The sequence below is a fragment of the Streptomyces azureus genome (genome assembly GCF_001270025.1).
Lineage (GTDB): Bacteria > Actinomycetota > Actinomycetes > Streptomycetales > Streptomycetaceae > Streptomyces > Streptomyces azureus.
The window spans coordinates 38,737-61,814 of the sequence record NZ_DF968218.1 but is presented as its reverse complement, the minus strand read 5'-3'; the positions used below and the strand labels follow the sequence as shown (position 1 = coordinate 61,814).

Below are 23,078 nucleotides of genomic sequence, written 5' to 3'. Positions count from 1 at the left end.
CTAGGCGGCCGGATAGCGACTGCGAAGTGTACGTTTCATCCATTCGGGCGGCGCTGGCTGGAGGAAACGCACACATGCCGGATTCGACGGTTCCCCCCACGACCCCCGTCGCGCTGTCCGCTCTCCTGGCCCGCGAGGACCTGGCCCTGCGCCGGATCGCCGGTCCGGACGACCCCGGCACGGTCGTCCACTGGGTGCACACCTCGGAAATGGCGGACCCGTATCCGTACCTGCTGGGCGGGGAACTGCTGCTCACGGCGGGCGCACACATCCCCGAGGCGGCGGGGTCGGGCACGTATTTCGACGACTACGTGTCCCGGATCGTGGCGGCTGGCGGCGCGGCCCTCGGCTTCGGGGTGGCGCCGGTGCACGACACGGTGCCGAGGGCGCTGGTCGCGGCGTGCGAGAGGTACGGCCTGCCGCTGCTGGAGGTGCCGCCGCAGACCACCTTCTCGGGCGTCGCCCGCGCGGTCTGGCAGCTGATGGCCCAGGCCCGCCTGTCCGAACTCCGCCGCGTCACAGAGGCCCAGCAGAGCCTGGCCTCGGCCGCTTCCCGCCCCGACCCGGTCCCGTCGGTCCTGCGGCAACTGGCTCAGCGGCTGGGCGGGTGGGCCGTGCTGTATGGGCCGGAGGGGGCGGAGATCGCGGAGGCGGGGCGGGAGCCGGGGGGCGAGGCGCGCGAGGCGCTGGCGCGGCTGGCGGGGGTCGTACGGCCCGACCGTCCTATGCCTCCGGCGGGTGTGGCATCGCAGGCCAGCTCCGCATCCCGCGTGCACTCGACCGGGACCCGGCCGGCTGAGCCGGAGGCGGCACCCTCCCGCTCGGCCCACCGGCCCGGCCCGGCCTCGCCGGTCGGCCCTCAGCCCCCCACCGGTCCCAGCCGCCCCGCACCCACCTCCGCCACCGACACCACCGCCGGCCTCCACCTCGCCGCCTACGCCCTGGGTGCCGGACACGGCTTCGTGCTCGGGGTGGCCGCTGCGGTCCGTGCGCCGGGGGACCACACCATCGTGTCCGTCGCCGCCGTGCTGCTGTCCCTCCTCACCGGGGAGCAGCAGAGCGGTACCGGTGCCGCCCGTTCCTCGGCGCTGGTGCGGCTGCTGCTGGGGGCCCTGCCCGAGGATGTCGCGCCGCTGCTCGGTGGCGGGCGGCGGTGGGTCGTCGTGCACGCCCGTCCGGACGGGGAGGGCGCCCCCGACGCCGTCGCGGCCTCCGCGCTGGGTGCCGCGCTCGGGTCCGCCCTGGTCGACCCGGCGGGCGACGTCGTACGGGTCCTGGTCCCGGCCGACCGGGCACCGGACCCGCTGCCCGGCTGGACCCTGGGCGTCAGCGCCGCCGTCGCCCCGGAGGACTGGCCCTTCGCCGACACCCAGGCGGCCCGCGCCTTGGCCCGGGCCCGCGCCATGCGCGCCCCGCTGCTCCGGCACGGCCCGCGCCCCGCCCTCGCCGACCTGGTCCCGCCGGGTGAGGCGGCGGCCCACGCCCGCACGCTGCTCGCGCCCGTCACGGCACATCCCGCGCTCCCCGAGACCCTGCGCACCTGGCTGTCCCTGCACGGCAGTTGGGATCGCACGGCCGTCGCCCTGTCCGTGCACCGCAACACCGTGCGGCAGCGCATCGTCCGGTGCGCGGCCCTGTTGGAGGCGGACCTGGACGACCCGGACGTACGCATGGAACTCTGGTTCGCGCTGAGGCACATCTGAGTAGGTGACCGGGGTCCCGCTGAGTACGTGACGCACATCCCAGCGTGCGATACGCCAGGGCCGCCCACAGTCGGCTGCCTCACAATGGGAGCCATGCCGATACCCGGGACACCCAGCCGCGCCGAACTCGTCGGCCACCTCGTCAGGACGCGCATCGCGGGCGACGTCGCCACCCCCCGCGAGAACAACCTCTCCCACTACCGCAAGCTGGCGAACGCCGACCGCCACTACTGGTTCGGCCTGGAACTCGGCGACCGCTGGAGCGACGAGCAGGACGTCCTCGCGGTGATGGCGGAACGGGCCGGCGTGAACGACGACCCCGAGTACCGGTACGGCCAGGACACCATCGATCCCGAGCTGACTGTCGCGGCCCTGGACCGGCTCGCCGGGCGGCTGCGCAAGGCGGCGGACGGGCAGCAGCGGGTCCTGCTCGCCACCGGCCACCCCGGCGGCCTGCTCGACGTCCACCGCGCGACCGCGGCGGCCCTGCGCGCGGCCGGCTGCGAGATCGTCGTCATCCCGGAGGGGCTGACGACGGAGGAGGGCTACGTCATGCAGTTCGCGGACGTGGCGGTACTGGAGCACGGCGCCACCCTGTGGCACACCCACTCGGGCGAGCCGATGAAGGCCATCCTGACCGCCATGGAGCGCGAGGGCCGCCCGCTGCCCGACCTGGTCGTCGCGGACCACGGCTGGGCGGGCTACGCGGGCCAGCACGGCGTGGACTCCGTCGGCTACGCCGACTCCAACGACCCGGCCCTCTTCCTCGCCGAGGCGGAGGGCACCGTACAGGTGACGGTGCCCCTCGACGACCACGTGGTCAGCCCTCGCCACTACGACCCGATGACGGCGTACCTGCTGGCGGAGGCGGGCCTCAGCTAGTGACCCGGCAGGCAACGTTTGCCCGTCAAGGAGCGGCGTCCGGTGCGTGCTCTGGGGGTACCCCCTGCTCGCAGAGCTTGGGGGAGTGCCGGCCGGAAGCCCTCGTACTGGATGTACTCGGGCTTTCGGCCGGTGCGGCGAGAGGGCGTACCGGGCGTCGCGACGGGGCGAACGTTGCCTGCTGGGGCACTGGTGCCCCAGGGGCCTGTCTGGCAAATCCCCGCCTGCCCGGCGGTGTCTGGCACGCACGCCCCCAAGTTCTCGGCTGCGCTCGAGCAGGGGGAACCCCCATCGAGGGCGCTCCGGCGCCTTGCGATCGCACGCTCCCCCAAGTTCTCGGGCTCCGCTCGAGCGGAGGGGGACCCCGTGACGCCGCGGAGCCCGCCCTCCGGGTGGACGACGGGGATGTGTCAGACAGTCCTTAGTCGCGCGGGACGCGGACCACGCCCTCCTGGATCACCGTGATGGCCAGCCGCCCCTCCTGCGTGTATATCCGGGCCTGCCCCAGTCCCCGGCCGCCGTACGCGGACGGGGACTCCTGGTCGTAGAGCAGCCACTCGTCGGCGCGGAACGGCCGGTGGAACCACATCGCGTGGTCGAGCGAGGCCCCGACGACGTCCCCGACGGCCCAGCCGCCCCGCCCGTGGGCGAGCAGCACGGAGTCGAGGAGCGTCATGTCGGAGACGTAGGTGGCGAGGACGACGTGCAGCAGCGGGTCGTCGGCCAGTTTGCCGTTGGTCCGGAACCACACCTGGGAGTGCGGCTCGCGCGGCTCGCCGAACTTCCCGTACGGCGGCTCGTCGACGTAGCGCAGATCGACGGCGGCGCGCGCCTCCAGGAACTTGTCCACCACGACGGGGTCGAGATGCCCGTATCCGCGCAGCCGCTCCTCACCGGTGGGCAGCGTGGCGGGATCGGGTGCGGACGGCATGCGCTCCTGATGGTCCAGCCCGTCCTCGTACACCTGGAACGACGCCGAGAGGTGGAAGATCGGTTTGCCGTGCTGGACGGCGACCACCCGGCGCGTGGTGAAGGAACGGCCGTCGCGGATCCGGTCGACGGTGTAGACGATCGGCGCGCCGGGATCGCCGGGGCGCAGGAAGTACGCGTGGAGCGAGTGCGCGGGCCGGTCCTCGGGGACCGTGCGCCCGGCGGCGACGAGCGCCTGGGCCGCGACCTGCCCGCCGAAGACCCGAGGGACGACGGCGGACCGGGACCGGCCACGGAAGATGTCCTCCTCGATCTGCTCGAGGTCGAGCAGATCGAGGAGGTCCTGTAGTGCCTGACTCATGCGACTGTTGTACCGGCCACTGATTGCGGTCGGCTTACAGGCCCATGTCCTTGGCGATGATCGACTTCATGATCTCGCTGGTGCCGCCGTAGATGCGGTTGACGCGGTTGTCCGCGTACAGGCGGGCGATCGGGTACTCGTTCATGTAGCCGTAGCCGCCGTGCAGCTGGAGGCAGCGGTCGATGACGCGGTGGGCGACCTCGGTGCAGAACAGCTTCGCGGAGGCGGCCTCGGCGGGGGTGAGCTCACCGGCGTCGAGGGCCTCGGTCGCGCGGTCGGCGACGGCCTCGGCCGCGTCCACCTCGGCCTGGCAGGCGGCCAGCTCGAACTTCGTGTTCTGGAAGTGGGCGACCGGCTTGCCGAAGACCGTGCGCTCCTGCACGTACTGCTTGGCGAAGCGGACGGCGGCCTTGGCCTGGGCGTAGGCGCCGAAGGCGATGCCCCAGCGCTCGGAGGCCAGGTTGTGTCCGAGGTAGTAGAAGCCCTTGTTCTCCTCGCCGAGGAGGTCCTCGACGGGCACCTTGACGTCGACGAACGCCAGCTCGGCGGTGTCGGAGGTCTTCAGACCGAGCTTGTCGAGCTTGCGGCCGACCGAGTAGCCCTCGGACTTGGTGTCCACGGCGAAGAGGGAGATGCCGTGGCGGCGGTCCTCGGCGGTCGGGGCGGCGGTCCGGGCGCAGACGATCACGCGGTCGGCGTGCACACCGCCGGTGATGAAGGTCTTGGCGCCGTTGAGGACGTAGTGCGTGCCGTCCTCACTCAGCTTGGCGGTGGACTTCATGCCCGCGAGGTCGGAACCGGTGCCCGGCTCCGTCATCGCGATGGCCCACATCTCCTCGCCGGTGACGAACTTCGGCAGGTAGCGCTTCTTCTGCTCGTCGGTGGCGAGCATCTTGATGTAGGGCAGGGCGAGCAGCACGTGCACACCGGAGCCGCCGAACTGGACGCCCGCGCGAGCGGTCTCCTCGTAGAGCACGGCCTCGAACTTGTGGCTGTCCAGGCCCGCGCCGCCGAACTCCTCGGGGACGTTGATCCCGAAGATGCCCAGCTCACCGAGCTTGTAGTAGAAGTCGCGGGGCGCCTGGCCCGCCGCGAACCACTCGTCGTACACCGGTACGACCTCGGCCTCGATGAAGGCGCGCAGGGTCTCCCGGAACGCCTCGTGATCCTCGTTGAACACCGTACGGCGCACGCCGCCACCTCCAGGGACCTCAGCTGTCTAAGCGCTTGCTCAGACTAAGATACCGGCGAGTATCAACAACCGTCCAGGGTGGGGGCGGGGTAACGCTCGTCACGCCGCGGGATGAAAACAGACTCCCACGGCGTTGGTGCCTTCCGGCAGACCAGGACGATCGGAGGGCACCCGAGTGACACCGCAACGGGGATGGGCACGACGACTGTGGGCCTATGCGTGGCGCCACCCGAAGGACGTCGTACTCGCCCTCGGCTCCTCGCTGGCCGGCATGGCGGTCATGGCCCTCGTCCCGCTGATCACCAAGGTGATCATCGACGACGTCATCAGCGACCACACCCGCTCGATGACCATGTGGGCCGGCCTCCTCATCGCCGCCGCGCTGATCGTCTACGTCCTCACCTACATCCGCCGCTACTACGGCGGCCGCCTCGCCCTCGACGTTCAGCACGACCTGCGGACGGAGATGTACGGGACGATCACCCGGCTCGACGGCCGCCGCCAGGACGAGCTGTCCACCGGCCAGGTCGTCGGCCGGGCCACCAGCGACCTCCAGCTGATCCAGGGCCTGCTGTTCATGCTCCCGATGACCATCGGGAACTTCCTGCTCTTCCTGATCTCCCTGGTGATCATGGCGTGGCTGTCGCTGCCGCTGACCCTGGTCGCCCTGGCCGTCGCCCCCGCCCTGTGGTGGATCGCCAAGCGCAGCCGCACCCGGCTGCACCCCTCCACCTGGTACGCCCAGGCCCAGGCCGCCGCCGTCGCCGGTGTGGTCGACGGCGCCGTCAGCGGTGTCCGCGTGGTGAAGGGCTTCGGGCAGGAGGACCAGGAGACCGGCAAGCTCAGGGACGTCAGCCGCAGGCTCTTCGCCGGGCGGCTGCGCACCATCCGCCTGAACTCCGTCTACACCCCGGCCCTCCAGGCCGTCCCCGCCCTCGGCCAGGTCGCGATGCTGGCGCTCGGCGGCTGGCTCGCGGTGGGCGGGCACATCACGCTCGGCACGTTCGTCGCCTTCTCGACCTACCTCGCCCAGCTCGTCGGCCCGGTCCGCATGCTCGCCATGGTGCTCACCGTCGGCCAGCAGGCCCGCGCGGGCACCGAGCGCGTGCTGGAGCTGATCGACACCGAGCCGTCTTACGAGGACGGCCGGAAGGACCTGCCCGCCGACGCCCCCGCGACCGTCGAGTTCGACGACGTCTCCTTCGGCTACGACGAAGACCGCCCCGTCCTCGACGGGCTCTCCTTCGAGATCCGCCCCGGCGAGACCCTCGCCGTCGTCGGCTCCTCCGGCTCCGGCAAGTCCACGGTCTCCCTGCTGCTGCCGCGCTTCTACGACGTCACACGAGGTGCCGTCCTCGTCGGCGGCCACGACGTGCGCGAACTGACCCTGGAGTCGCTCCGGGCCGCGATCGGGCTGGTCCCGGAGGACTCCTTCCTCTTCTCCGACACCGTCCGCAACAACATCGCCTACGGCCGCCCGGACGCCACCCAGGAGGAGATCGAGCAGGCCGCCCGCGCCGCCCAGGCCGACCGGTTCATCGCCGAGCTCCCCGACGGCTACGAGACGACCGTCGGCGAGCACGGCCTCACCCTCTCCGGCGGCCAGCGCCAGCGCGTCGCCCTCGCCCGCGCCATCCTCAGCGACCCGCGCCTGCTGGTTCTGGACGACGCCACCTCCGCCGTGGACGCCCGGGTCGAGCACGAGATCCACGAGGCCCTGAAGGAGGTCATGCGGGGCCGCACCACCCTGCTGATCGCCCACCGCCGCTCCACCCTGAACCTCGCCGACCGCATCGCCGTCCTGGACGGCGGCCGCCTCGCCGACATCGGCACCCACGACGAACTCCAGCGGCGCTCCGCCCTCTACCGCCGCCTGCTCACCGACCCCGACGAGCTGGGCGCGGTCTCCCCGGGCCACACCCAGCCGGCCTCCCCCCAGGAGGACACCTCGGTCCGGGACGAGCTGGACGCCGAGTTCGACGCCGAGCGCGGGGTCACCCCACGGCTGTGGACCGGCGACCGCGAGCGCAAGGACCTCGCCCTCGCCGAGAGCCCCGCCACCCCCGAGCTCCTCGCCCAGGTGGAGGCGCTGCCCCCGGCCACCGACGTCCCCGACGTCGACGAGAAGCAGGCCGTCCAGCCGGAGGAGTCCTACGGCCTGCGCCGGCTGCTGCGCGGCTTCGGCCTGCCGCTGCTGGTCAGCCTCGGTCTGGTCGCCGTCGACGCGGGCATGGGCCTGCTGCTGCCGATCATGATCCGGCACGGCATCGACTCGGGCGTCACACAGGCCGCGCTCGGCGCGGTGTGGGCGGCGTCGCTGCTCGCGCTGCTGACGGTGGCCGTGCAGTGGGCGGCCCAGGTCGGCGAGATCCGGATGACCGGACGCACCGGCGAGAGGGTCCTGTACTCGCTCCGGCTGAAGATCTTCTCCCAGCTCCAGCGCCTCGGGCTCGACTACTACGAGCGGGAGCTGACCGGCCGGATCATGACCCGGATGACGACCGACGTCGACGCGCTGTCGACGTTCCTCCAGACGGGCCTGGTCACCGCCTTCGTCTCGGTCGTCACCTTCTTCGGCATCATGGTCGCCCTGCTGGTCATCGACGTGGAGCTCGCGCTGGTCGTCTTCGCGACGCTGCCGCCGCTGATCATCGCCACGTTCTTCTTCCGCCGGGCGAGCGTGAAGGCGTACGAACTGGCCCGCGAACGCGTGTCGGTGGTCAACGCCGACCTCCAGGAGTCGGTGTCAGGGCTGCGGATCGTGCAGGCCTTCCGGCGCGAGCGGGACGGCGGGCGGCGGTTCGCCGGGCACAGCGACAGCTACCGCCAGGCGCGCATCCGGGGCCAGTGGCTGATCTCCGTGTACTTCCCCTTCGTGCAGTTCCTGTCGTCGGTGGCGGCCGCGGCCGTGCTGATCGTGGGCGGCGCGCGGGTCGACGACGGGACACTGGCGATCGGCTCGCTGGTGGCGTACCTGCTCTACATCGACCTGTTCTTCGCACCCGTCCAGCAGCTGTCCCAGGTCTTCGACGGCTACCAGCAGGCGTCCGTCTCGCTGGGCCGCATCCAGGAACTGCTCCAGGAGCCGACGTCGACGAAGTCCGCCGACGAACCCCGCGAGGTGCTGTCCCTGCGCGGCGACATCGCCTTCGAGGACGTGCACTTCGCCTACGGCGACGACGAAGAGGCTCTCGGTGGCGTGGACCTGCGCATTCCCGCCGGGCAGACCGTCGCGTTCGTCGGCGAGACCGGCGCCGGGAAGTCGACGCTCGTCAAGCTCGTGGCCCGCTTCTACGACCCCACCGGCGGCCGGGTCACCGTGGATGGCACCGATCTGCGCGCGTTGGACCTCACCTCGTACCGGCACCGTCTGGGGGTCGTCCCGCAGGAGGCGTACCTCTTCCAGGGCACCGTCCGCGACGCCATCGCCTACGGCCGCCCCGACGCCACCGACGCCGAGGTCGAGGCGGCGGCCCGGGCGGTCGGGGCGCACGAGATGATCGCCGGGCTGACGGGCGGCTACCTCCACGAGGTCGCCGAGCGCGGCCGCAACCTCTCCGCCGGGCAGCGCCAGCTGATCGCCCTGGCCCGCGCAGAGCTGGTCGACCCGGACGTCTTGCTCCTCGACGAGGCGACCGCCGCCCTGGACCTGGCCACCGAGGCCCAGGTCAACCAGGCCACCGACCGCCTGGCGGGCCGCCGCACCACCCTCGTCGTGGCCCACCGCCTCACCACCGCCGCCCGCGCCGACCGGGTCGTCGTCATGGACCACGGCCGGGTCACCGAGGACGGCACGCACGAGGAGCTGCTCGCGCGCGGCGGGCGGTACGCCGAGCTGTGGCGGACGTTCATCGGCGCCGCGGAGCCGGAGGAGCCGGTCGGCGCGTCCCGGTGAGGCCCGCGCGACCGGCGTTTTCGTAACGCCCGTGCAACCGTCCGACATACGTCATGCGTCCGTACACCTGTACGTCGATGGTCGCGCACGACGCGGTACGGGAGGACGACAGTGGACAGTGGAGCGATACGCCGGCGGCTCGCGCTCGGCCTGGCCGTGCTGACGGCCTCCGGCCTGCTCGCCGTGGCCGCGCCGGGCGAGGCGCAGGCCGCCGCCTCCGCCCACTGTCCCGGCCGCAAGGTCCGCACCCTGCCGTTCCCCACCGGGACCGTGCTCGTCTACAAGCGCGGCGGCTACGTCTGCGCCGTGACCCTCACCAAGAAGCCCGGCGTGAAGCGGAAGATGTCGGTGAGCGTGCAGGCGCGCGGCAACCGCCCGGTCGCCGACGAAGGCCGGTACTCCTACCACGCCGGCCCGGTGATGGTGCACGCCGGGCGCCGCTGCGTATGGCTCAAGGGCAGGGTGGGGCAGGGCTCGGTCAGCTCCGGCTGGATCCTGTGCTGAGGCCCGGCGCGTACAGGGTTTCCCCTATGTCCCCTGGTGCTGGGGCGAGTTGATCCGCTAGCTTCCGGCGCACATCTGTCTCACAGGGGAGTGCGCATGCGCAAGGCGCTCAGATGGCTGCTGGCGCTCACGGTGCTCATAGGCACACTGGGCACGGCGGGAGCGGCCACCGCCGCCGACGCCACCGGCACCGACGGCACCACCGACATCAAGGAAAGGCTGCTCTCCATACCGGGCATGAGCCTGGTCGAGGAGAAGCCGTACACCGGCTACCGCTTCTTCGTCCTGAACTACACGCAGCCGGTCGACCACCGGAAGCCGTCGAAGGGCACGTTCCAGCAGCGCATCACCGTGCTGCACAAGGACGTCGCGCGCCCGACGGTCTTCTTCACCAGCGGCTACAACGTCTCCACGACGCCCCGCCGCAGCGAGCCGACCCAGATCGTGGACGGCAACCAGGTCTCCCTGGAGTACCGCTTCTTCACCCCGTCCCGGCCCGCCCCGGCCGACTGGTCCAAGCTGGACATCTGGCAGGCGGCCAGCGACCAGCACCGCGTCTTCAAGGCGCTGAAGGGCATCTACGGCAAGAAGTGGATCTCCACGGGCGGCTCGAAGGGCGGCATGACCGCCACCTACTACGAGCGCTTCTACCCGCGTGACATGGACGGCGTGGTCGCCTACGTCGCCCCCAACGACGTGGTGAACAAGGAGGATTCCGCCTACGACCGCTTCTTCGCGCGCGTCGGCACCGAGGAGTGCCGCGACCGGCTGAACGGCGTGCAGCGCGAGGCGCTGGTGCGCCGCGAGCCGCTGGAGAAGAAGTACGCGGCCTACGCGCAGGAAAACGGCCTCACCTTCAAGACCATCGGCAGCCTGGACAAGGCCTACGAGGCCGTCGTCCTCGACTACGTCTGGGGCTTCTGGCAGTACAGCCAGCTCAAGGACTGCGACCAGATCCCGGCCGACGCGAAGAAGGCCACCGACGAGGAGATCTGGTCCTCCGTCGACACGATCTCCGGCTTCTCCGCCTACGCCGACCAGGGCCTGGGGACCTACACGCCGTACTACTACCAGGCCGGCACGCAGCTCGGCGCGCCGACGATCCAGTTCCCGCACATCGAGAAGCAGTACATCCGCTACGGCTACCAGCCGCCGCGGAACTTCGTCCCGCGCGACATCCCCATGCGGTTCCAGCCGCAGGCGATGCGGGACATCGACACCTGGGTCCGGCACAACGCCCGCCAGATGCTCTTCGTCAACGGCCAGAACGACCCGTGGGGCGCGGAGCCGTTCCGGGTCGGCAAGGGCGCGAAGGACTCCTACGTCATGACCGCCCCCGGCATGAACCACGGCGCCAACGTCGCCGGCCTCGTGCCCGAGCAGAAGGCCCTCGCCACCGCCCGCATCCTGGACTGGGCCGGAGTCGCCTCCAGTGCGGTGCAGGCGGACCCGCAGGCGGCGAAGCCGCTGGCGAAGTTCGATGCCAAGCTGGACAAGCGGGACATGCACCGCGAGCAGATGCTGCGGCCGTGACCCCGTAGGAGCCCGTAACGCTCTCACCGCGCCCGGCCGTTGCTCACAGCGGCCGGGCGCACCCCACGGGCCGGTCACCGCCGAGCCGGACGTACAGGGCGGTCGAGGCAGGGCAGTCGGCGCGCCTGGCGACGGCCTCGGTCACCTTGTACTCCGGCTCCTGCTCGTCCTTCCCGTCGCACCCGGTCTCGCGGACCTGACCGTCGCCGGAGCTGTAGACGCAGTCGCCGACGATGGTGCGGGGCCCGCCCCCGCCGCCCGGGTCGCCCGGGTGCGGCGGCTGGAGGTTGCGCATACAGGCGTAGCCCTGCGGCACCGCCCCGTCGCCGTCCTCGTCGGAAGCGGGCCGCTGCTCGCTGATGTGCAGCACGAAGTCCGTGGTCGCCGGGCAGCGCGGCCCGTCCCGGACCGTGCCGTCGTGCCGCGCCACGACCCGGGCCGCCGCACGCTCACCGGCGCACGGCACCTCGGTGAAGCTCGTCGTGCCGAACGAACTGCACTCGTCGACCGCGAGGAACACCGCCCCGTACCCGGACGGCCGGGTCACCGGAGCCGACCCGGCGGCGGTGGTCCCCGACGCCGGCCCGCCCAGCCGGCCGTCCTCCGCGACACCCGCCGAGGGGCTCTGGCACCCGGTCAGCAGCACGCCGAGCAGCACCAGCAGCGCCCACACCACCCCCGCCGAACTTCTCACGCGCATTGCCGTCCCCCCCCGGTGCCCAAGGCCAGCGTGGCCCGCCGCAGGGGCGCACGCCAGGCACATGGGAGGGTTTGCGCACCTTGGGGGTGGTGCGCCCGGTCCGTGGCGTACGTCTAGTACGACAGCCCGTACCCGATCGGGTACAGCAACTGCTCCGGATCATCCGCCCGCCGCACCGCCACCGGGAGTTTCCCGCGGGGCTCCACCCGTCCCGCGATCACCCGTGCGGCGGCACGCAGTTCGACGTCGGTCCAGGAGTAGGCCGCGAGGCACGCCGGGACGGAGGGCAGGTGGGCCACGTCGTACGGGTTGCGGATCGCGACCGCCACGACCGGCCTCCCCGTCGCAACGAGCTGCTCGACCAGCGTCTTCTGACCGCTGCCCGCCGTGACGTTGTACGTCGCCGCCACCACCGCGTCCGCGTCCCGTGCCGCCGCGACCGCCCTGGCGATGACCGCCGGGGACGGGGCCGTGCCCGTCGACAGGGAGGTGGTGGTGAAGCCGAGGCCGGTCAGCGCGGCGGCGAGCACTCCGGTCGGGGGCCCGGTCGTCCCCGAGGGCGAGGCCGGATCGGCCCCGACCACCAGCACCTTGGGGTACCGGCGCCGGGACAGCGGCAGCAGCCGCCCCTCGTTGACGAGCAGGGTGGTCGTCCGCTCGGCGATCCGGTCGGCCGCCGCCAGGTGCGCCCGGGTGCCGACGGTGCGGTCGACACCGTCCTGACTGACGTACGGCGCGCGGAACAGCCCCAGCTTCGCCTTCAGCCGCAGAACCCGCAGGACCGACTCGTCGAGCCGTGCCTCGGTCAGTTCGCCGTTCCGTACGGCCTCCAGGACCGCGTTCCAGGCGAGGTCCAGATCCGGCGGGTTGAGGAGCTGGTCCACGCCCGCCTTCAGCGCGAGCACCGGCACCCGGTCGTCGCCGTACTTGGTCCGCACGCCCTCCATACCGAGGGAGTCCGTGACCACGACCCCGTCGTAGCCGAGCCGCTCGCGCAGGATGCCGGTGAGGATCGGGCGGGAGAGGGTCGTCGGGTCGCCGGAGTCGTCCAGGGCCGGGACCATCAGATGCGCGGTCATGATCGAGTCGATGCCCGCGGCGATCGCCGCCCGGAACGGCGGTGCGTCCAGCTTCTCCCACAGCTCCCGGCTGTGCGTGATGGTCGGGAAGCCGGTGTGGCTGTCGACGTTGGTGTCCCCGTGCCCGGGGAAGTGCTTGGCGGTCGCCGCCACCCCGGACCCCTGGTACCCGGCGACCTCGGCGGCCACCAGCGCGGCCACCGCCCGCGGGTCGGCGCCGAAGGACCGTACGCCGATGACCGGGTTGGCCGGGTTGACGTTCACGTCGGCCACGGGGGAGTAGTCCTGCCGGATGCCCATCGCCCGCAGCTCACGCCCCGCGATCCGCCCGAGGGCCCGGGCATCGGACCGCGACCCGCCCGCGCCGACGGCCATGGCCCCCGGGAAGAGCGTCGCGGGCCTGCCCACCCGGGTGACGATCCCGTGCTCCTGGTCGGTGGAGATGAGCACGGGCAGCCCGCGCGGCAGTTCCAGGGAGGCCCGCTGGATGCCGTTGGACAGGTCCGCGATCTGGTGCGGCTCGCGGGTGTTGTGTGCCCAGGCGAAGTAGATGATGCCGCCGACCCGGTACTTCGCGACCAGCTCGGCGGCCGTACGGACCCCGATCTCCTTCAGGTTGGCGTCGATGTCGGCCTGGTCGGGGGCCGTGGCGGAGTGGCCGTACACCCGCATCACGAAGAGCTGGCCGACCTTCTCCTCCAGCGTCATACGCGAGACGAGGGCGCGGAGTCCCTTGTCGCCGGGGGCGCCGGCGGCGTACGAGGGCCCGACGGCCACGAGGGCGCCGGCGGCGCCGGCCGTGGCGGCGAGGACGGTGCGTCTGGAGGGCTGTGCGGTGTTTCCCGTGCTTCCGGTGCTTTCCGTGCCGGTGTCGTGCACGTGCGCTCCTTCCGGAGGTGATCCGCTCGGATCCGCTGAAGGAAACTTCCAAGAAGTCAGCAATAACCGGGAAGTTTCTGCCGGTCAAGGGAATGCACATTAACCGCACAGGGGCCGCCACCGGCGCGGTTGGAGGGGGGCGCGCCGATGGCGGCGGTGCCGCCGGCCGCGGTACGGCGGAGAGGGTGGTCAGCGATCGCAGCCAGCAGCGAGGGCCGACACCGCACCGTGGTGACTCTCCGGCGGCCTGCGATTGGACGACGGGAGTCCGGCCCGGGTTCCCGACGCGGGCCGGTTTTCCGGAAGTCGGTACGCGAGGTGAACCAGGGGTTCAACGGGGCGGACGGGCAGCGACTTCCGGCCATCGCTCGGCACCGGAATGGCCACGGTGCCGCAAGCGGCTGGAGGAACGGGTGAACGGGTTCCTCGCACGGTAGTAGGCCACGACCTCGCACGGTAGTAGGCCACGACCCGATACGGCCGCTGCCCCGCCCGGACCTTCAGGGCAGGGCAGCGAGCGCGCTTCAGGGCCGGATCACAGCGTGTGCTCGACGAACCTCGCCGCCGTCTCGGCCAGCACCTCCCGTCCGTCCCTCGCCCACAGCCCGTCGTTGAACAGCTCGACCTCGATGGCGCCGGTGTAGCCGGCGGCCTCCACGTAACCCTGCCACTCCCGCATGTCGATCGACCCGTCGCCGATCTGGCCACGGCCGGTCAGCACGCCCTGAGGGAGCGGAGTCGTCCAGTCGGCGAGCTGGAAGGTGTGGATACGGCCGCCCGCGCCCGCCCGGGCGATCTGCGCGGGAGCCGTGTCGTCCCACCAGATGTGGTACGTGTCGACGGTGACCCCGACCTGGTGCGCCGGGAAGCGTTCGGCCAGGTCCAGGGCCTGGGCCAGCGTCGACACCACGCAGCGGTCGGAGGCGTACATCGGGTGGAGCGGCTCGATCGCCAGGCGGACGCCGTGCCGCTCCGCGTACGGGCCCAGTTCCGACAGGGCGTCCGCGATGCGTTCCCGCGCGCCGTGCAGGTCCTTGGAACCGGCCGGGAGCCCGCCCGAGACCAGGACCAGGGTGTCGGTGCCCAGCGTCGCCGCCTCGTCGATCGCCCGGCGGTTGTCGGCCAGGGCCTGAGCGCGCTCGGTCGGGTCGATCGCCGTGAAGAAGCCGCCCCGGCACAATGTCGTCACCGTCAGGCCCGCGTCCCGGACCAGCTTGGCCGTGGCCTCCAAGCCGTACGTCTGGACCGGCTCGCGCCACAGGCCGACGTTGCGGACGCCCGACTCCCCGCACGCCTCGACCAGTTCCGGCATCGACAGCTGCTTCACCGTCATCTGGTTGATGGAGAAGCGCTCCAGCTCCGCGGTGCTCACTGGTCCACCCCGTACACGCTCAGCAGGTTCTTCATCCGCTCCTCCGCCAGCTTCGGGCCGGGGAACAGGCCCAGCCCGTCGGCGAGTTCGTAGGCCTTCGCGAAGTGCGGGAGCGAGCGGGCCGACTGGAGGCCGCCGACCATCGTGAAGTGGGACTGGTGACCGGCCAGCCAGGCCAGGAACACCACGCCCGTCTTGTAGAAGCGGGTCGGGGTCTGGAAGAGGTGGCGGGAGAGTTCGACCGTGGGGTCCAGCAGGTCGCGGAAGCCCTGCACGTTCCCCGTGTCGAGGACCCGGACCGCCTCAGCGGCCAGCGGGCCCAGCGGGTCGAAGATGCCGAGCAGCGCGTGGCTGAAGCCCTGCTCGTCGCCGGCGATCAGCTCGGGGTAGTTGAAGTCGTCGCCCGTGTAGCAGCGCACGCCCTGCGGCAGGCGACGGCGGATGTCGATCTCGCGCTGCGCGTCCAGCAGCGAGACCTTGATGCCGTCGACCTTGTCCGGGTGGGCGGCGATGACGTCCAGGAAGGTGCGGGTGGCGGCGTCCAGGTCCGTGGCGCCCCAGTAGCCCTCCAGCGCCGGGTCGAACATCGGGCCGAGCCAGTGCAGGACCACCGGCTCGGACGCCTGCCGGAGCAGGTGGCCGTAGACCTCCAGATAGTCCTCCGGCCCCTTGGCGACCGCCGCCAGGGCCCGGGAGGCCATCAGGATCGCCCGCGCGCCCGACTCCTCGACGACCGCGAGCTGCTCCTCGTAGGCGGCACGGATCTCCGCCAGGCTGTACGGGTAGCCGACCTCGGTGACCGACAGCTGGTCCGTGCCCACACCGCAGGCGATCAGACCGCCGACCGACTTCGCCTCCGCCGCCGACCGGCGGATCAGCTCCGCCGCGCCCGCCCAGTCCAGACCCATGCCGCGCTGGGCGGTGTCCATCGCCTCGGCGACGCCCAGCCCGTGCGACCACAGGTGACGGCGGAAGGCCAGGGTGGCGTCCCAGTCGACGGCGGCGGGCGAGTCGGGCGACACGTCCGCGTACGGGTCGGCGACGACGTGCGCCGCCGAGTAGACCGTGCGGGAGGTGAAGGGGGTGCCGGGCGTCACCAGGAGCGGTTCGGTGCGCGGCTCGTACGTCCGCGACGCCCCGTTGCTGTCCGGGAGTCGGATGGTCACGGCTGGATCTCCGGTACGTCGATACGGCGGCCCTCGGCCGAGGACTTCAGGCCCAGCTCGGCGAGCTGGACACCGCGGGCGCCGGCCAGCAGGTCCCAGTGGTAGGGGGCGTCGGCGTAGATGTGCTTGAGGAACAGCTCCCACTGTGCCTTGAAGCCGTTGTCGAACTCGGCGTTGTCCGGGATCTCCTGCCACTGGTCGCGGAAGACCTCGGTGGCGGGAATGTCCGGGTTCCAGACCGGCTTGGGCGTGGCCGAGCGGTGCTGGACGCGGCAGTTGCGCAGGCCGGCGACGGCCGACCCTTCGGTGCCGTCCACCTGGAACTCGACGAGCTCGTCGCGGTTGACGCGCACGGCCCAGCTGGAGTTGATCTGGGCGATGGCGCCGCCCTCCAGCTCGAAGATGCCGTACGCGGCGTCGTCGGCGGTGGCGTCGTAGGGCTTGCCGTTCTCGTCCCAGCGCTGCGGGATGTGCGTGGTGGCGATGGCCTGGACGGACTTCACGCGGCCGAACAGCTCGTGCAGGACGTACTCCCAGTGCGGGAACATGTCGACGACGATGCCGCCGCCGTCCTCGGCCCGGTAGTTCCAGGACGGGCGCTGGGCGGCCTGCCAGTCGCCCTCGAAGACCCAGTAGCCGAACTCGCCGCGCACGGACAGGATCCGGCCGAAGAAGCCGCCGTCGATGAGGCGCTTCAGCTTCAGCAGGCCGGGGAGGAAGAGCTTGTCCTGGACGACGCCGTGCTTGATGCCGGCCTCGTTCGCCAGCCGGGCGAGGTCCAGGGCGCCGTCGAGGCCGGTGGCCGTGGGCTTCTCGGTGTAGATGTGCTTGCCGGCCGCGATGGCCTTCTTGAGTGCCTCCTCGCGGGCGGAGGTGACCTGGGAGTCGAAGTAGATGTCCACCGTCTCGTCGGCGAGGACAGCGTCCAGGTCGGTCGAGACGTGCTCCAGCCCGTGCTGCTCGGCCAGCGCCTTCAGCGCGTGCTCACGGCGGCCGACCAGGATCGGCTCGGGCCACAGCACGGTGCCGTCGCCGAGGTCGAGGCCGCCCTGCTCACGGAGGGCGAGGATGGAGCGGACCAGGTGCTGGCGGTAGCCCATGCGCCCGGTCACGCCGTTCATGGCGATACGCACCGTCTTGCGTGTCACGTCGTTCCCTTCGTACGCGGTCGTCGCGCCGCGTACGCCCCACCCTTCCCTGGCGGACCGGTGAGCCGCCTGTGGACTGGTGAGCGTTACAGCAAGCGCTTTCTATGAGTGAAGAAGCTAGCCTCTGAACCGCGGTCCGGACAAGACCGTGACCAGGACGAGTTGTTCGAGGGGGCGAACAACCCGGGGTCGGGGGCTTAAGGTCTGCTCGGAACCAAGGCCGCAGGTCCATCGGAACCACGGTCTCGGTTCCATCGGAACCAAGGCCGCAGGTCCATCGGAACCAGGGTCTCGGTTCCATCGGAACCAAGGCCGCAGGTCTTTATGTGTACGAGGGCGACGAGGGCGGACGACGAGATGCGCGACCGGAGGACGACGAGATGACGGTGACCCTGGCGGACGTGGCGGCCCGCGCGCAGGTCTCGCCCGCGACGGTGTCGCGCGTGTTGAACGGGAACTACCCCGTGGCCGCCTCCACCCGCGAGCGGGTGCTGAAGGCCGTGGACGAGCTGGACTACGTGCTCAACGGGCCCGCGAGCGCCCTGGCCGCCGCCACCTCCGACCTGGTCGGGATCCTGGTGAACGACATCGCCGACCCGTTCTTCGGGATCATGGCGAGCGCGATCCAGGCCGAGATCGGCGGTCCTGGCGGCCGCGCGGGCGGGGAGAGACTCGCGGTGGTCTGCAACACGGGCGGCTCTCCCGAGCGGGAGCTGACGTATCTCACGCTGTTGCAGCGGCAGCGGGCGGCGGCCGTGGTGCTGACCGGCGGGGCGATCGAGGACGCGGCGCACCAGGCGGCGATGGACACGAAGGTGCGGAAGCTGACCGACGCCGGGACGCGGGTCGTCCTGTGCGGACGCCCGCCGGCGCCGGAGACCGGGGCGATCGCGCTGACCTTCGACAACCGCGGCGGCGGGCAGGCACTCACCGAGCACCTGATCGGGCTCGGTCACTGGCGGCTCGGCTACATCGCGGGCCCGGAGGAACGGACGACGACCCGGCACCGGCTGGAGGGGCACCGGGCCGCGCTCGCCGCGCACGGCATCGAGGAGGACCCTCGGTGGACGGTGCACGGGCGGTACGACCGGCGGTCCGGCTACGAGGCGACGCTGGAACTGCTGCGGCGCGACCCGTCGCTGACGGCGGTCGTCGCCGCGAACGACTCCGTCGCGCTGGGGGCGTGTGCGGCGCTGCGCGACTCCGGGCTGCGGATTCCGGAGGACGTGTCGGTGGCCGGTTTCGACGATCTGCCGTTCAGCATCGACGCGGTGCCTTCGCTGACGACCGTGCGATTGCCGTTGGCGGAGGCCGGGGCGCGGGCCGGGCGGATCGCGATGGGGCGGGAGGAGGCGCCGCCCGGCGGGATCGCGTCGGTGCGGGGGGAGTTGATGGTGCGGGGCTCTTCCGGGGTGCCGCGGGTTTCCTGACCTCGGCGGCCGTCGCCTTCGAGGACACCATGTCCCGGATGCTCATCCCTTCCGCCGGCCGTGCGGGGGTGTTCGCCGCGGGCGTGACGTGACATGCGGACGCCACCGGCGATGAGTTTCGCGTCGTACCCAGGTCTGTAGTGCCGTCATCGCACGAACGAGAAAAGCGGAGTGAGTCCCATGCGCATCGTGATCACCGAGTTCATCAGCCTGGACGGCGTCGTGCAGGCCCCGGGCGGGCCGCAGGAGGACACCGACGGCGGCTTCGCGCACGGTGGGTGGTCGCATCCGTACTTCGACGAGGAGGTGCTGGGCGGCGCCTTCGACGCGGGGCTGGCCGGAGCCGAGGCGCTGCTGTTCGGGCGGCGTACATGGCAGACGATGGCGGGCGCCTGGCCCGAGCGGGCCGGGGACCCGTTCGCCGACCGGATGAACGCCCTGAAGAAGTACGTCGTCTCCAGCACCCTCGGCGAGGCCGACCTCACCTGGAACAACACCTCGCTCATCCCCGGCGACCAGGCCGTCACCCGCATCCGGGAGCTGCACGAGGCCGAGGGCGGCGACCTCGCGATGATGGGCAGCCCGACGCTCGTGCGCACGCTCCTGTCCGAGGGCCTGGTCGACGAGCTCCAGCTCGTCGTCATGCCGGTGCTGCTGGGCGGCGGCAAGACGATCTTTCCCGACGACGGTGGCAAGCGCCCGATGGAGCTGGTCTCGACGACCACCGCCAAGACCGGCGCGCAGGTGTGCGTCTACCGGCCGGCCACCGCGGGCTAGCCCCGGCTGTCCTGGACGTCTAGGCTCGACCCACGGGAATCTCTGACTGAGTCAAGCATCGGGGGTCGTGGCCATGACCGTCCAGGACATCCGCTCCTTCAACCGCTTCTACACGAACGTCATCGGCGCGCTCGACTACGGCCGTCACCTCTACGCGCCCTACACCCTCACCGAGTCCCGCGTGCTCTACGAGCTCGCCCACGCGCCGCGCACGGACGCCGCCGACCTGCGGGCCCAGCTGCACCTGGACGCCGGGTACCTGAGCCGCATCCTGAACAGGTTCGAGGAGGACGGGCTGGTCGAGCGCGGACCGTCCGAGACGGATCCGCGCCGCCGCAGTGTCACCCTCACGGGGCGCGGCCGGGAGGCCGCCGCGCTCCTCGACGAGCGGGCGCGCGAGACGGTCGGGGCGATGCTGGACACCGTGCGCGCCGAGGACCGGCCGCGGCTGGCCGAGGCGATGCGGACCGTCCGGGAGATCCTGGGCGACGGCCGGGCGCCACGCCCCGAGGACGTCGTCCTGCGCGATCCCGCCCCCGGCGATCTCGGCTGGATCGTGCAGCGCAACGCCGCCCTGTACGCCGCCGAGTACGGGTGGAACGCCGACTACGAGGGCCTGGTCGCCCGGATCGTCGCCGACTACGGCGAGGACCACGACCCGCATCTGGAGCGGACGTGGATCGCCGAGCTGGACGGCCGCCCGGTGGGGTGCGTGATGTGCGTACGGGACGACGCGCCGGGTGCCGCCCGGCTCCGGCTGCTGCTCGTCGAGCCGGACGCCCGCGGCCTGGGCATCGGGGACCGGCTGGTCGGGGCCGTCGTCGCCTTCGCGCGCGAGGCCGGCTACCGCGAGGTGGTCCTGTGGACCAACGACGTCCTCGCCGCGGCCCGCCGCATCTACCAGCGCCACGGCTTCGTCCTCGTCGCGGAGAAACCGCACCGCTCCTTCGGCCAGGAGCTGGTCGGGCAGGACTGGCGACTGGATCTTCACGCAACGCCCGAGTGATGAAGGGGAGTCGCGGGCGTGGGTGCCGGGTAGGGTCCGTCCACATGAAGCTGGCGTTCTCCACCCTCGGTGTCCCCGGCCTGCCCCTGCCCGATGTCCTGCGGCTCGCGACCGCCCACGGCTACCACGGCGTGGAACTGCGCGCCCACCCCGAGGAACCGGTCCACCCCGGCCTCGGCCCCGCCGAACGGGCCGATGTCGCGGCCGAGTTCAAGGGGTCGGGCGTAGAGATCCTGGGCCTGGCGGGCTATGCGCGGGTCGCCGCGCCGGGCGACGACGAACCCGTCCTGGCCGAGATCCGCTCCCTCATCGACCTGGCCCGTGACCTCGGCGCCCCGTACATCCGGGTCTTCCCCGGCGGCGATCTGGACGTCCAGACCCCCGAGGAGGCCGACGCCACGGCCGCCCGGCGGCTGGGCACGGCCGCCGAGTACGCGAACGACCTGGGCGTCCGCATCCTCCTGGAGACCCACGACTCGCACCGCACCGCCGCCGACGCGATGCGTGTCCTCGGGTTGGTCGGCCACCGTCAGGTGGGCGCGCTGTGGGACGTGATGCACACCTGGCTGGGCGGCGAACAGCCCTCGGAGACCTACGCGGCGCTCTCCCCGCACCTCGGCTACGTCCAGGTCAAGGACATCGCCTCCGCCGAGGACACCACCCCGCTGCCGCTCGGCGCGGGCGTCCTGCCGCTGGCCGAGTGCGTGGAGGTCCTCTCCCGGCACGGCTGGGACGGCTGGCTGTGCTGGGAGTACGAGAAGCGCTGGTACGAGTCGGCTCCCGAACTGCCCGGCCTGCTGAAGGCGGGCCACGAGCATCTGAACCGGCTGCTGAACGAATCGGCCTGACGGGGCACGGGGCGCCGGCCCGGGACACCTGACCGGGCTCGGGCGTCTGCGGCTCGGCTGCCCCGCGGGGCCGGAGGAAGGACGACGACCCGGCCCGGCGCCCTCCCTGTGCGGTCAGATCACACGGAACAGGTCGGCGGCGGTGTGGACGTGGTCTTCGACTTCCTCAGGTCCGGCAAGAATCCGGCAAGAAATTCTTACCTGACCGTGCAACCCTTTCTGCCCCGCGCGGGTCGTACATGGCGTCAGGGCTTTCTGGAGGGGGATCTGGGGGGATCGCGGGGGTTCTGACGGGAGGGGAAAGCCGAGGGGGCCCGGTCGACGGACCGGGCCCCCTCGAAGCGTCACCGGGCACGCGCGGGCACGCGCGCGGGAGGCGATCAGAAGAAGACGCCGCACCTCAGCAGCACGTTCGCGTACGGCCGTGCCTCGCCCGTGCGGACCACCAGCCGGGCCCCGGCCGACAGCTCCTTGAGCCGCTCGTGCGACACGAGGTCCAGTGACGGGAAGTGCCCGTCCAGGAGGTCCGAAGCCTCCTGGTTCGCTTCCCGTACCTCCGTCGCCGCCGTCGCCCCCTCGACCACCAGCTCGGCCAGCAGCCCTTCCAGCACCTCGGCGAACGTCGGCACCCCGGCCCGGAAGGCGAGGTCCACCACCCGGGGGCCGTCGGGAATGGGCATGCCAGCGTCGCACACCAGCACCCCGTCCCCGTGGCCCAGCTCGGCCACCGCACCGGCGAGGTGACGGTTCAGTATTCCGTTGCGCTTCACAGCTCGGCGACCTCCGCCGCCGTCGGGAAGGACGCCTGCGCGCCCTCCCTCGTCACGGTCACCGCCCCGACCCGCGCCGCATACGCGGCCGCCTCCGCGAGGGACTCACCGGCCCCCAGCCGGCAGGCCAGCGCGGCGGTGAACGCGTCACCCGCGCCGGTCGTGTCCACGGCGCTCACCTTCACGGACGGAACCCGGGAGACACCCTCCGCCGAGGCGACCAGCGCACCCTCCGCGCCCAGCGTCACCACCACCGACCGCGGGCCCTTCGCGAGCAGGATCCGCGCCCAGTCCTCCGGGCTGTCCCCCACGGCGGCCGAGCCCAGGATCACCTTCGCCTCGTGCTCGTTGACGATCAGCGGGTCGCACGCCGCCAGCACCTCCCGCGGAAGGGGGCGCGGCGGCGAGGGGTTCAGCACGAAACGGCTCTCCGGCGCCAGGTTCCGTACGACCTCCACCACCGTCTCCAGCGGGATCTCCAGCTGCGCCGAGACCACCCGCGAGGCGTGGAAGAGGCTCCCGGCGGCGCTGACGTCCTCCGGGGCCAGCCGACCGTTCGCGCCCGGTGAGACCACGATGCTGTTGTCCCCGGACGGGTCGACCGTGATCAGCGCGACCCCGGTCGGCGCGCCGCCCACCAGGACACCCACCGTGTCGACGCCGGCCGAGCGCTGCGAGTCGAGCAGCAGCCGGCCGTACGCGTCGTCGCCGACCCGGGCGAGCAGAGCCGTACGGGCCCCGAGCCGGGCGGCCGCGGCCGCCTGGTTCGCGCCCTTGCCGCCCGGATGGACGGCCAGGTCGGAGCCGAGCACGGTCTCGCCGGCACCGGGCCGGCGCTCGACACCGATCACCAGGTCGGCGTTGGCCGACCCCACGACCAGGAGGTCGTAGTCGTACATGAGT

General features: G+C 72.0%; 18 protein-coding genes. 9 read left to right on the top strand and 9 right to left on the bottom strand.

The window, feature by feature from the left end; all coding sequences use genetic code 11:
- Positions 1 to 74 precede the first annotated feature (74 nt).
- Both AOQ53_RS06645 and AOQ53_RS06640 read left to right on the top strand, forming a co-directional pair.
- Positions 75 to 1,703 (top strand): PucR family transcriptional regulator, encoded by a 1,629-nt coding sequence (locus tag AOQ53_RS06645; RefSeq protein ID WP_059415813.1) that lies wholly within the window; start codon positions 75 to 77, stop codon positions 1,701 to 1,703.
- Positions 1,704 to 1,796: 93 nt separating this feature from the next.
- Positions 1,797 to 2,585, top strand: a complete 789-nt coding sequence (locus AOQ53_RS06640) for a phosphatase (protein WP_059415812.1) — start codon at positions 1,797 to 1,799, stop codon at positions 2,583 to 2,585.
- Between the two features lie 421 nt (positions 2,586 to 3,006).
- Here the strand turns inward: AOQ53_RS06640 and AOQ53_RS06635 are convergent, their stop codons facing one another.
- The gene (locus AOQ53_RS06635) at positions 3,007 to 3,876 is read right to left on the bottom strand and encodes an acyl-CoA thioesterase (protein WP_059415811.1); all 870 of its coding nucleotides are present in this window, start codon (positions 3,874 to 3,876) and stop codon (positions 3,007 to 3,009) included.
- Between the two features lie 34 nt (positions 3,877 to 3,910).
- Positions 3,911 to 5,068 carry an acyl-CoA dehydrogenase family protein gene (locus AOQ53_RS06630; RefSeq protein ID WP_059415810.1) on the bottom strand — a complete coding sequence of 386 codons (1,158 nt, stop codon included), beginning with the start codon at positions 5,066 to 5,068 and terminating at the stop codon, positions 3,911 to 3,913.
- A gap of 175 nt (positions 5,069 to 5,243) precedes the next feature.
- Here AOQ53_RS06630 and AOQ53_RS06625 point away from each other — a divergent pair, with 175 nt between their 5' ends.
- The 3 genes from AOQ53_RS06625 (at position 5,244) to AOQ53_RS06615 (ending at position 11,000) form a co-directional block, all read left to right on the top strand.
- Entirely contained in the window at positions 5,244 to 8,963 is a 3,720-nt protein-coding gene (locus AOQ53_RS06625) for an ABC transporter ATP-binding protein (protein WP_059415809.1), read from the top strand.
- A 111-nt stretch (positions 8,964 to 9,074) separates the two neighbouring features.
- Entirely contained in the window at positions 9,075 to 9,467 is a 393-nt protein-coding gene (locus AOQ53_RS06620) for a hypothetical protein (protein ID WP_059415808.1), read from the top strand.
- Positions 9,468 to 9,563: 96 nt separating this feature from the next.
- Positions 9,564 to 11,000, top strand: a complete 1,437-nt coding sequence (locus AOQ53_RS06615) for a S28 family serine protease (protein ID WP_059415805.1) — start codon at positions 9,564 to 9,566, stop codon at positions 10,998 to 11,000.
- Positions 11,001 to 11,043: 43 nt separating this feature from the next.
- Here AOQ53_RS06615 and AOQ53_RS06610 read toward each other — a convergent pair whose 3' ends face one another.
- The 5 genes from AOQ53_RS06610 to AOQ53_RS06590 form a co-directional block, all read right to left on the bottom strand.
- Positions 11,044 to 11,700, bottom strand: coding sequence for a hypothetical protein (locus AOQ53_RS06610; RefSeq protein WP_059415803.1), 657 nt, complete (start codon positions 11,698 to 11,700; stop codon positions 11,044 to 11,046).
- A 113-nt stretch (positions 11,701 to 11,813) separates the two neighbouring features.
- A complete protein-coding gene (locus AOQ53_RS06605) occupies positions 11,814 to 13,658 on the bottom strand; it encodes a glycoside hydrolase family 3 protein (protein WP_059415802.1) in 1,845 nt (614 codons plus the stop codon).
- A gap of 535 nt (positions 13,659 to 14,193) precedes the next feature.
- Positions 14,194 to 15,030: a sugar phosphate isomerase/epimerase family protein gene (locus AOQ53_RS06600; RefSeq protein WP_059415800.1), complete on the bottom strand. Its 837-nt coding sequence runs from the start codon at positions 15,028 to 15,030 to the stop codon at positions 14,194 to 14,196.
- Positions 15,027 to 16,196: a dihydrodipicolinate synthase family protein gene (locus AOQ53_RS06595; RefSeq protein ID WP_059415799.1), complete on the bottom strand. Its 1,170-nt coding sequence runs from the start codon at positions 16,194 to 16,196 to the stop codon at positions 15,027 to 15,029. The genes AOQ53_RS06600 and AOQ53_RS06595 overlap by 4 nt, the downstream gene beginning before the upstream one ends.
- A complete protein-coding gene (locus AOQ53_RS06590; protein ID WP_059415798.1) occupies positions 16,193 to 17,344 on the bottom strand; it encodes a Gfo/Idh/MocA family protein in 1,152 nt (383 codons plus the stop codon). Before AOQ53_RS06590 ends, AOQ53_RS06595 begins: the two co-directional genes overlap by 4 nt.
- A gap of 380 nt (positions 17,345 to 17,724) precedes the next feature.
- Between AOQ53_RS06590 and AOQ53_RS06585 the strand changes: the two genes are divergently transcribed.
- The 4 genes from AOQ53_RS06585 to AOQ53_RS06570 all read left to right on the top strand — a co-directional run bounded on the left by AOQ53_RS06585 (position 17,725) and on the right by AOQ53_RS06570 (position 21,405).
- On the top strand, positions 17,725 to 18,774 hold the full coding sequence (locus tag AOQ53_RS06585; protein WP_059415797.1) for a LacI family DNA-binding transcriptional regulator: 1,050 nt from the start codon (positions 17,725 to 17,727) through the stop codon (positions 18,772 to 18,774).
- Positions 18,775 to 18,954: 180 nt separating this feature from the next.
- Positions 18,955 to 19,551, top strand: coding sequence for a dihydrofolate reductase family protein (locus AOQ53_RS06580; RefSeq protein WP_059415796.1), 597 nt, complete (start codon positions 18,955 to 18,957; stop codon positions 19,549 to 19,551).
- Between the two features lie 73 nt (positions 19,552 to 19,624).
- Positions 19,625 to 20,557 carry a bifunctional helix-turn-helix transcriptional regulator/GNAT family N-acetyltransferase gene (locus tag AOQ53_RS06575; RefSeq protein ID WP_059415795.1) on the top strand — a complete coding sequence of 311 codons (933 nt, stop codon included), beginning with the start codon at positions 19,625 to 19,627 and terminating at the stop codon, positions 20,555 to 20,557.
- Positions 20,558 to 20,601: 44 nt separating this feature from the next.
- On the top strand, positions 20,602 to 21,405 hold the full coding sequence (locus AOQ53_RS06570) for a sugar phosphate isomerase/epimerase family protein (protein ID WP_059415794.1): 804 nt from the start codon (positions 20,602 to 20,604) through the stop codon (positions 21,403 to 21,405).
- A gap of 380 nt (positions 21,406 to 21,785) precedes the next feature.
- Here the strand turns inward: AOQ53_RS06570 and rbsD are convergent, their stop codons facing one another.
- Both rbsD and AOQ53_RS06560 read right to left on the bottom strand, forming a co-directional pair.
- A complete protein-coding gene (rbsD, locus tag AOQ53_RS06565; protein WP_059415793.1) occupies positions 21,786 to 22,175 on the bottom strand; it encodes a D-ribose pyranase in 390 nt (129 codons plus the stop codon).
- Positions 22,172 to 23,074, bottom strand: a complete 903-nt coding sequence (locus AOQ53_RS06560) for a ribokinase (RefSeq protein ID WP_059415792.1) — start codon at positions 23,072 to 23,074, stop codon at positions 22,172 to 22,174. Before AOQ53_RS06560 ends, rbsD begins: the two co-directional genes overlap by 4 nt.
- Positions 23,075 to 23,078: the final 4 nt, after the last annotated feature.

What these genes read in the sequence shown, in the direction of transcription:
- AOQ53_RS06645 (WP_059415813.1), top strand. Translation starts at nt 75, where the DNA reads ATGCCGGATTCGACGGTTCCCCCCACGACCCCCGTCGCGCTGTCCGCT.
- AOQ53_RS06640 (WP_059415812.1), top strand. Translation starts at nt 1,797, where the DNA reads ATGCCGATACCCGGGACACCCAGCCGCGCCGAACTCGTCGGCCACCTC.
- AOQ53_RS06635 (WP_059415811.1), bottom strand. Translation starts at nt 3,876, where the DNA reads ATGAGTCAGGCACTACAGGACCTCCTCGATCTGCTCGACCTCGAGCAG.
- AOQ53_RS06615 (WP_059415805.1), top strand. Translation starts at nt 9,564, where the DNA reads ATGCGCAAGGCGCTCAGATGGCTGCTGGCGCTCACGGTGCTCATAGGC.
- AOQ53_RS06610 (WP_059415803.1), bottom strand. Translation starts at nt 11,700, where the DNA reads ATGCGCGTGAGAAGTTCGGCGGGGGTGGTGTGGGCGCTGCTGGTGCTG.
- AOQ53_RS06585 (WP_059415797.1), top strand. Translation starts at nt 17,725, where the DNA reads ATGACGGTGACCCTGGCGGACGTGGCGGCCCGCGCGCAGGTCTCGCCC.
- AOQ53_RS06580 (WP_059415796.1), top strand. Translation starts at nt 18,955, where the DNA reads ATGCGCATCGTGATCACCGAGTTCATCAGCCTGGACGGCGTCGTGCAG.
- AOQ53_RS06575 (WP_059415795.1), top strand. Translation starts at nt 19,625, where the DNA reads ATGACCGTCCAGGACATCCGCTCCTTCAACCGCTTCTACACGAACGTC.
- AOQ53_RS06570 (WP_059415794.1), top strand. Translation starts at nt 20,602, where the DNA reads ATGAAGCTGGCGTTCTCCACCCTCGGTGTCCCCGGCCTGCCCCTGCCC.
- AOQ53_RS06560 (WP_059415792.1), bottom strand. Translation starts at nt 23,074, where the DNA reads ATGTACGACTACGACCTCCTGGTCGTGGGGTCGGCCAACGCCGACCTG.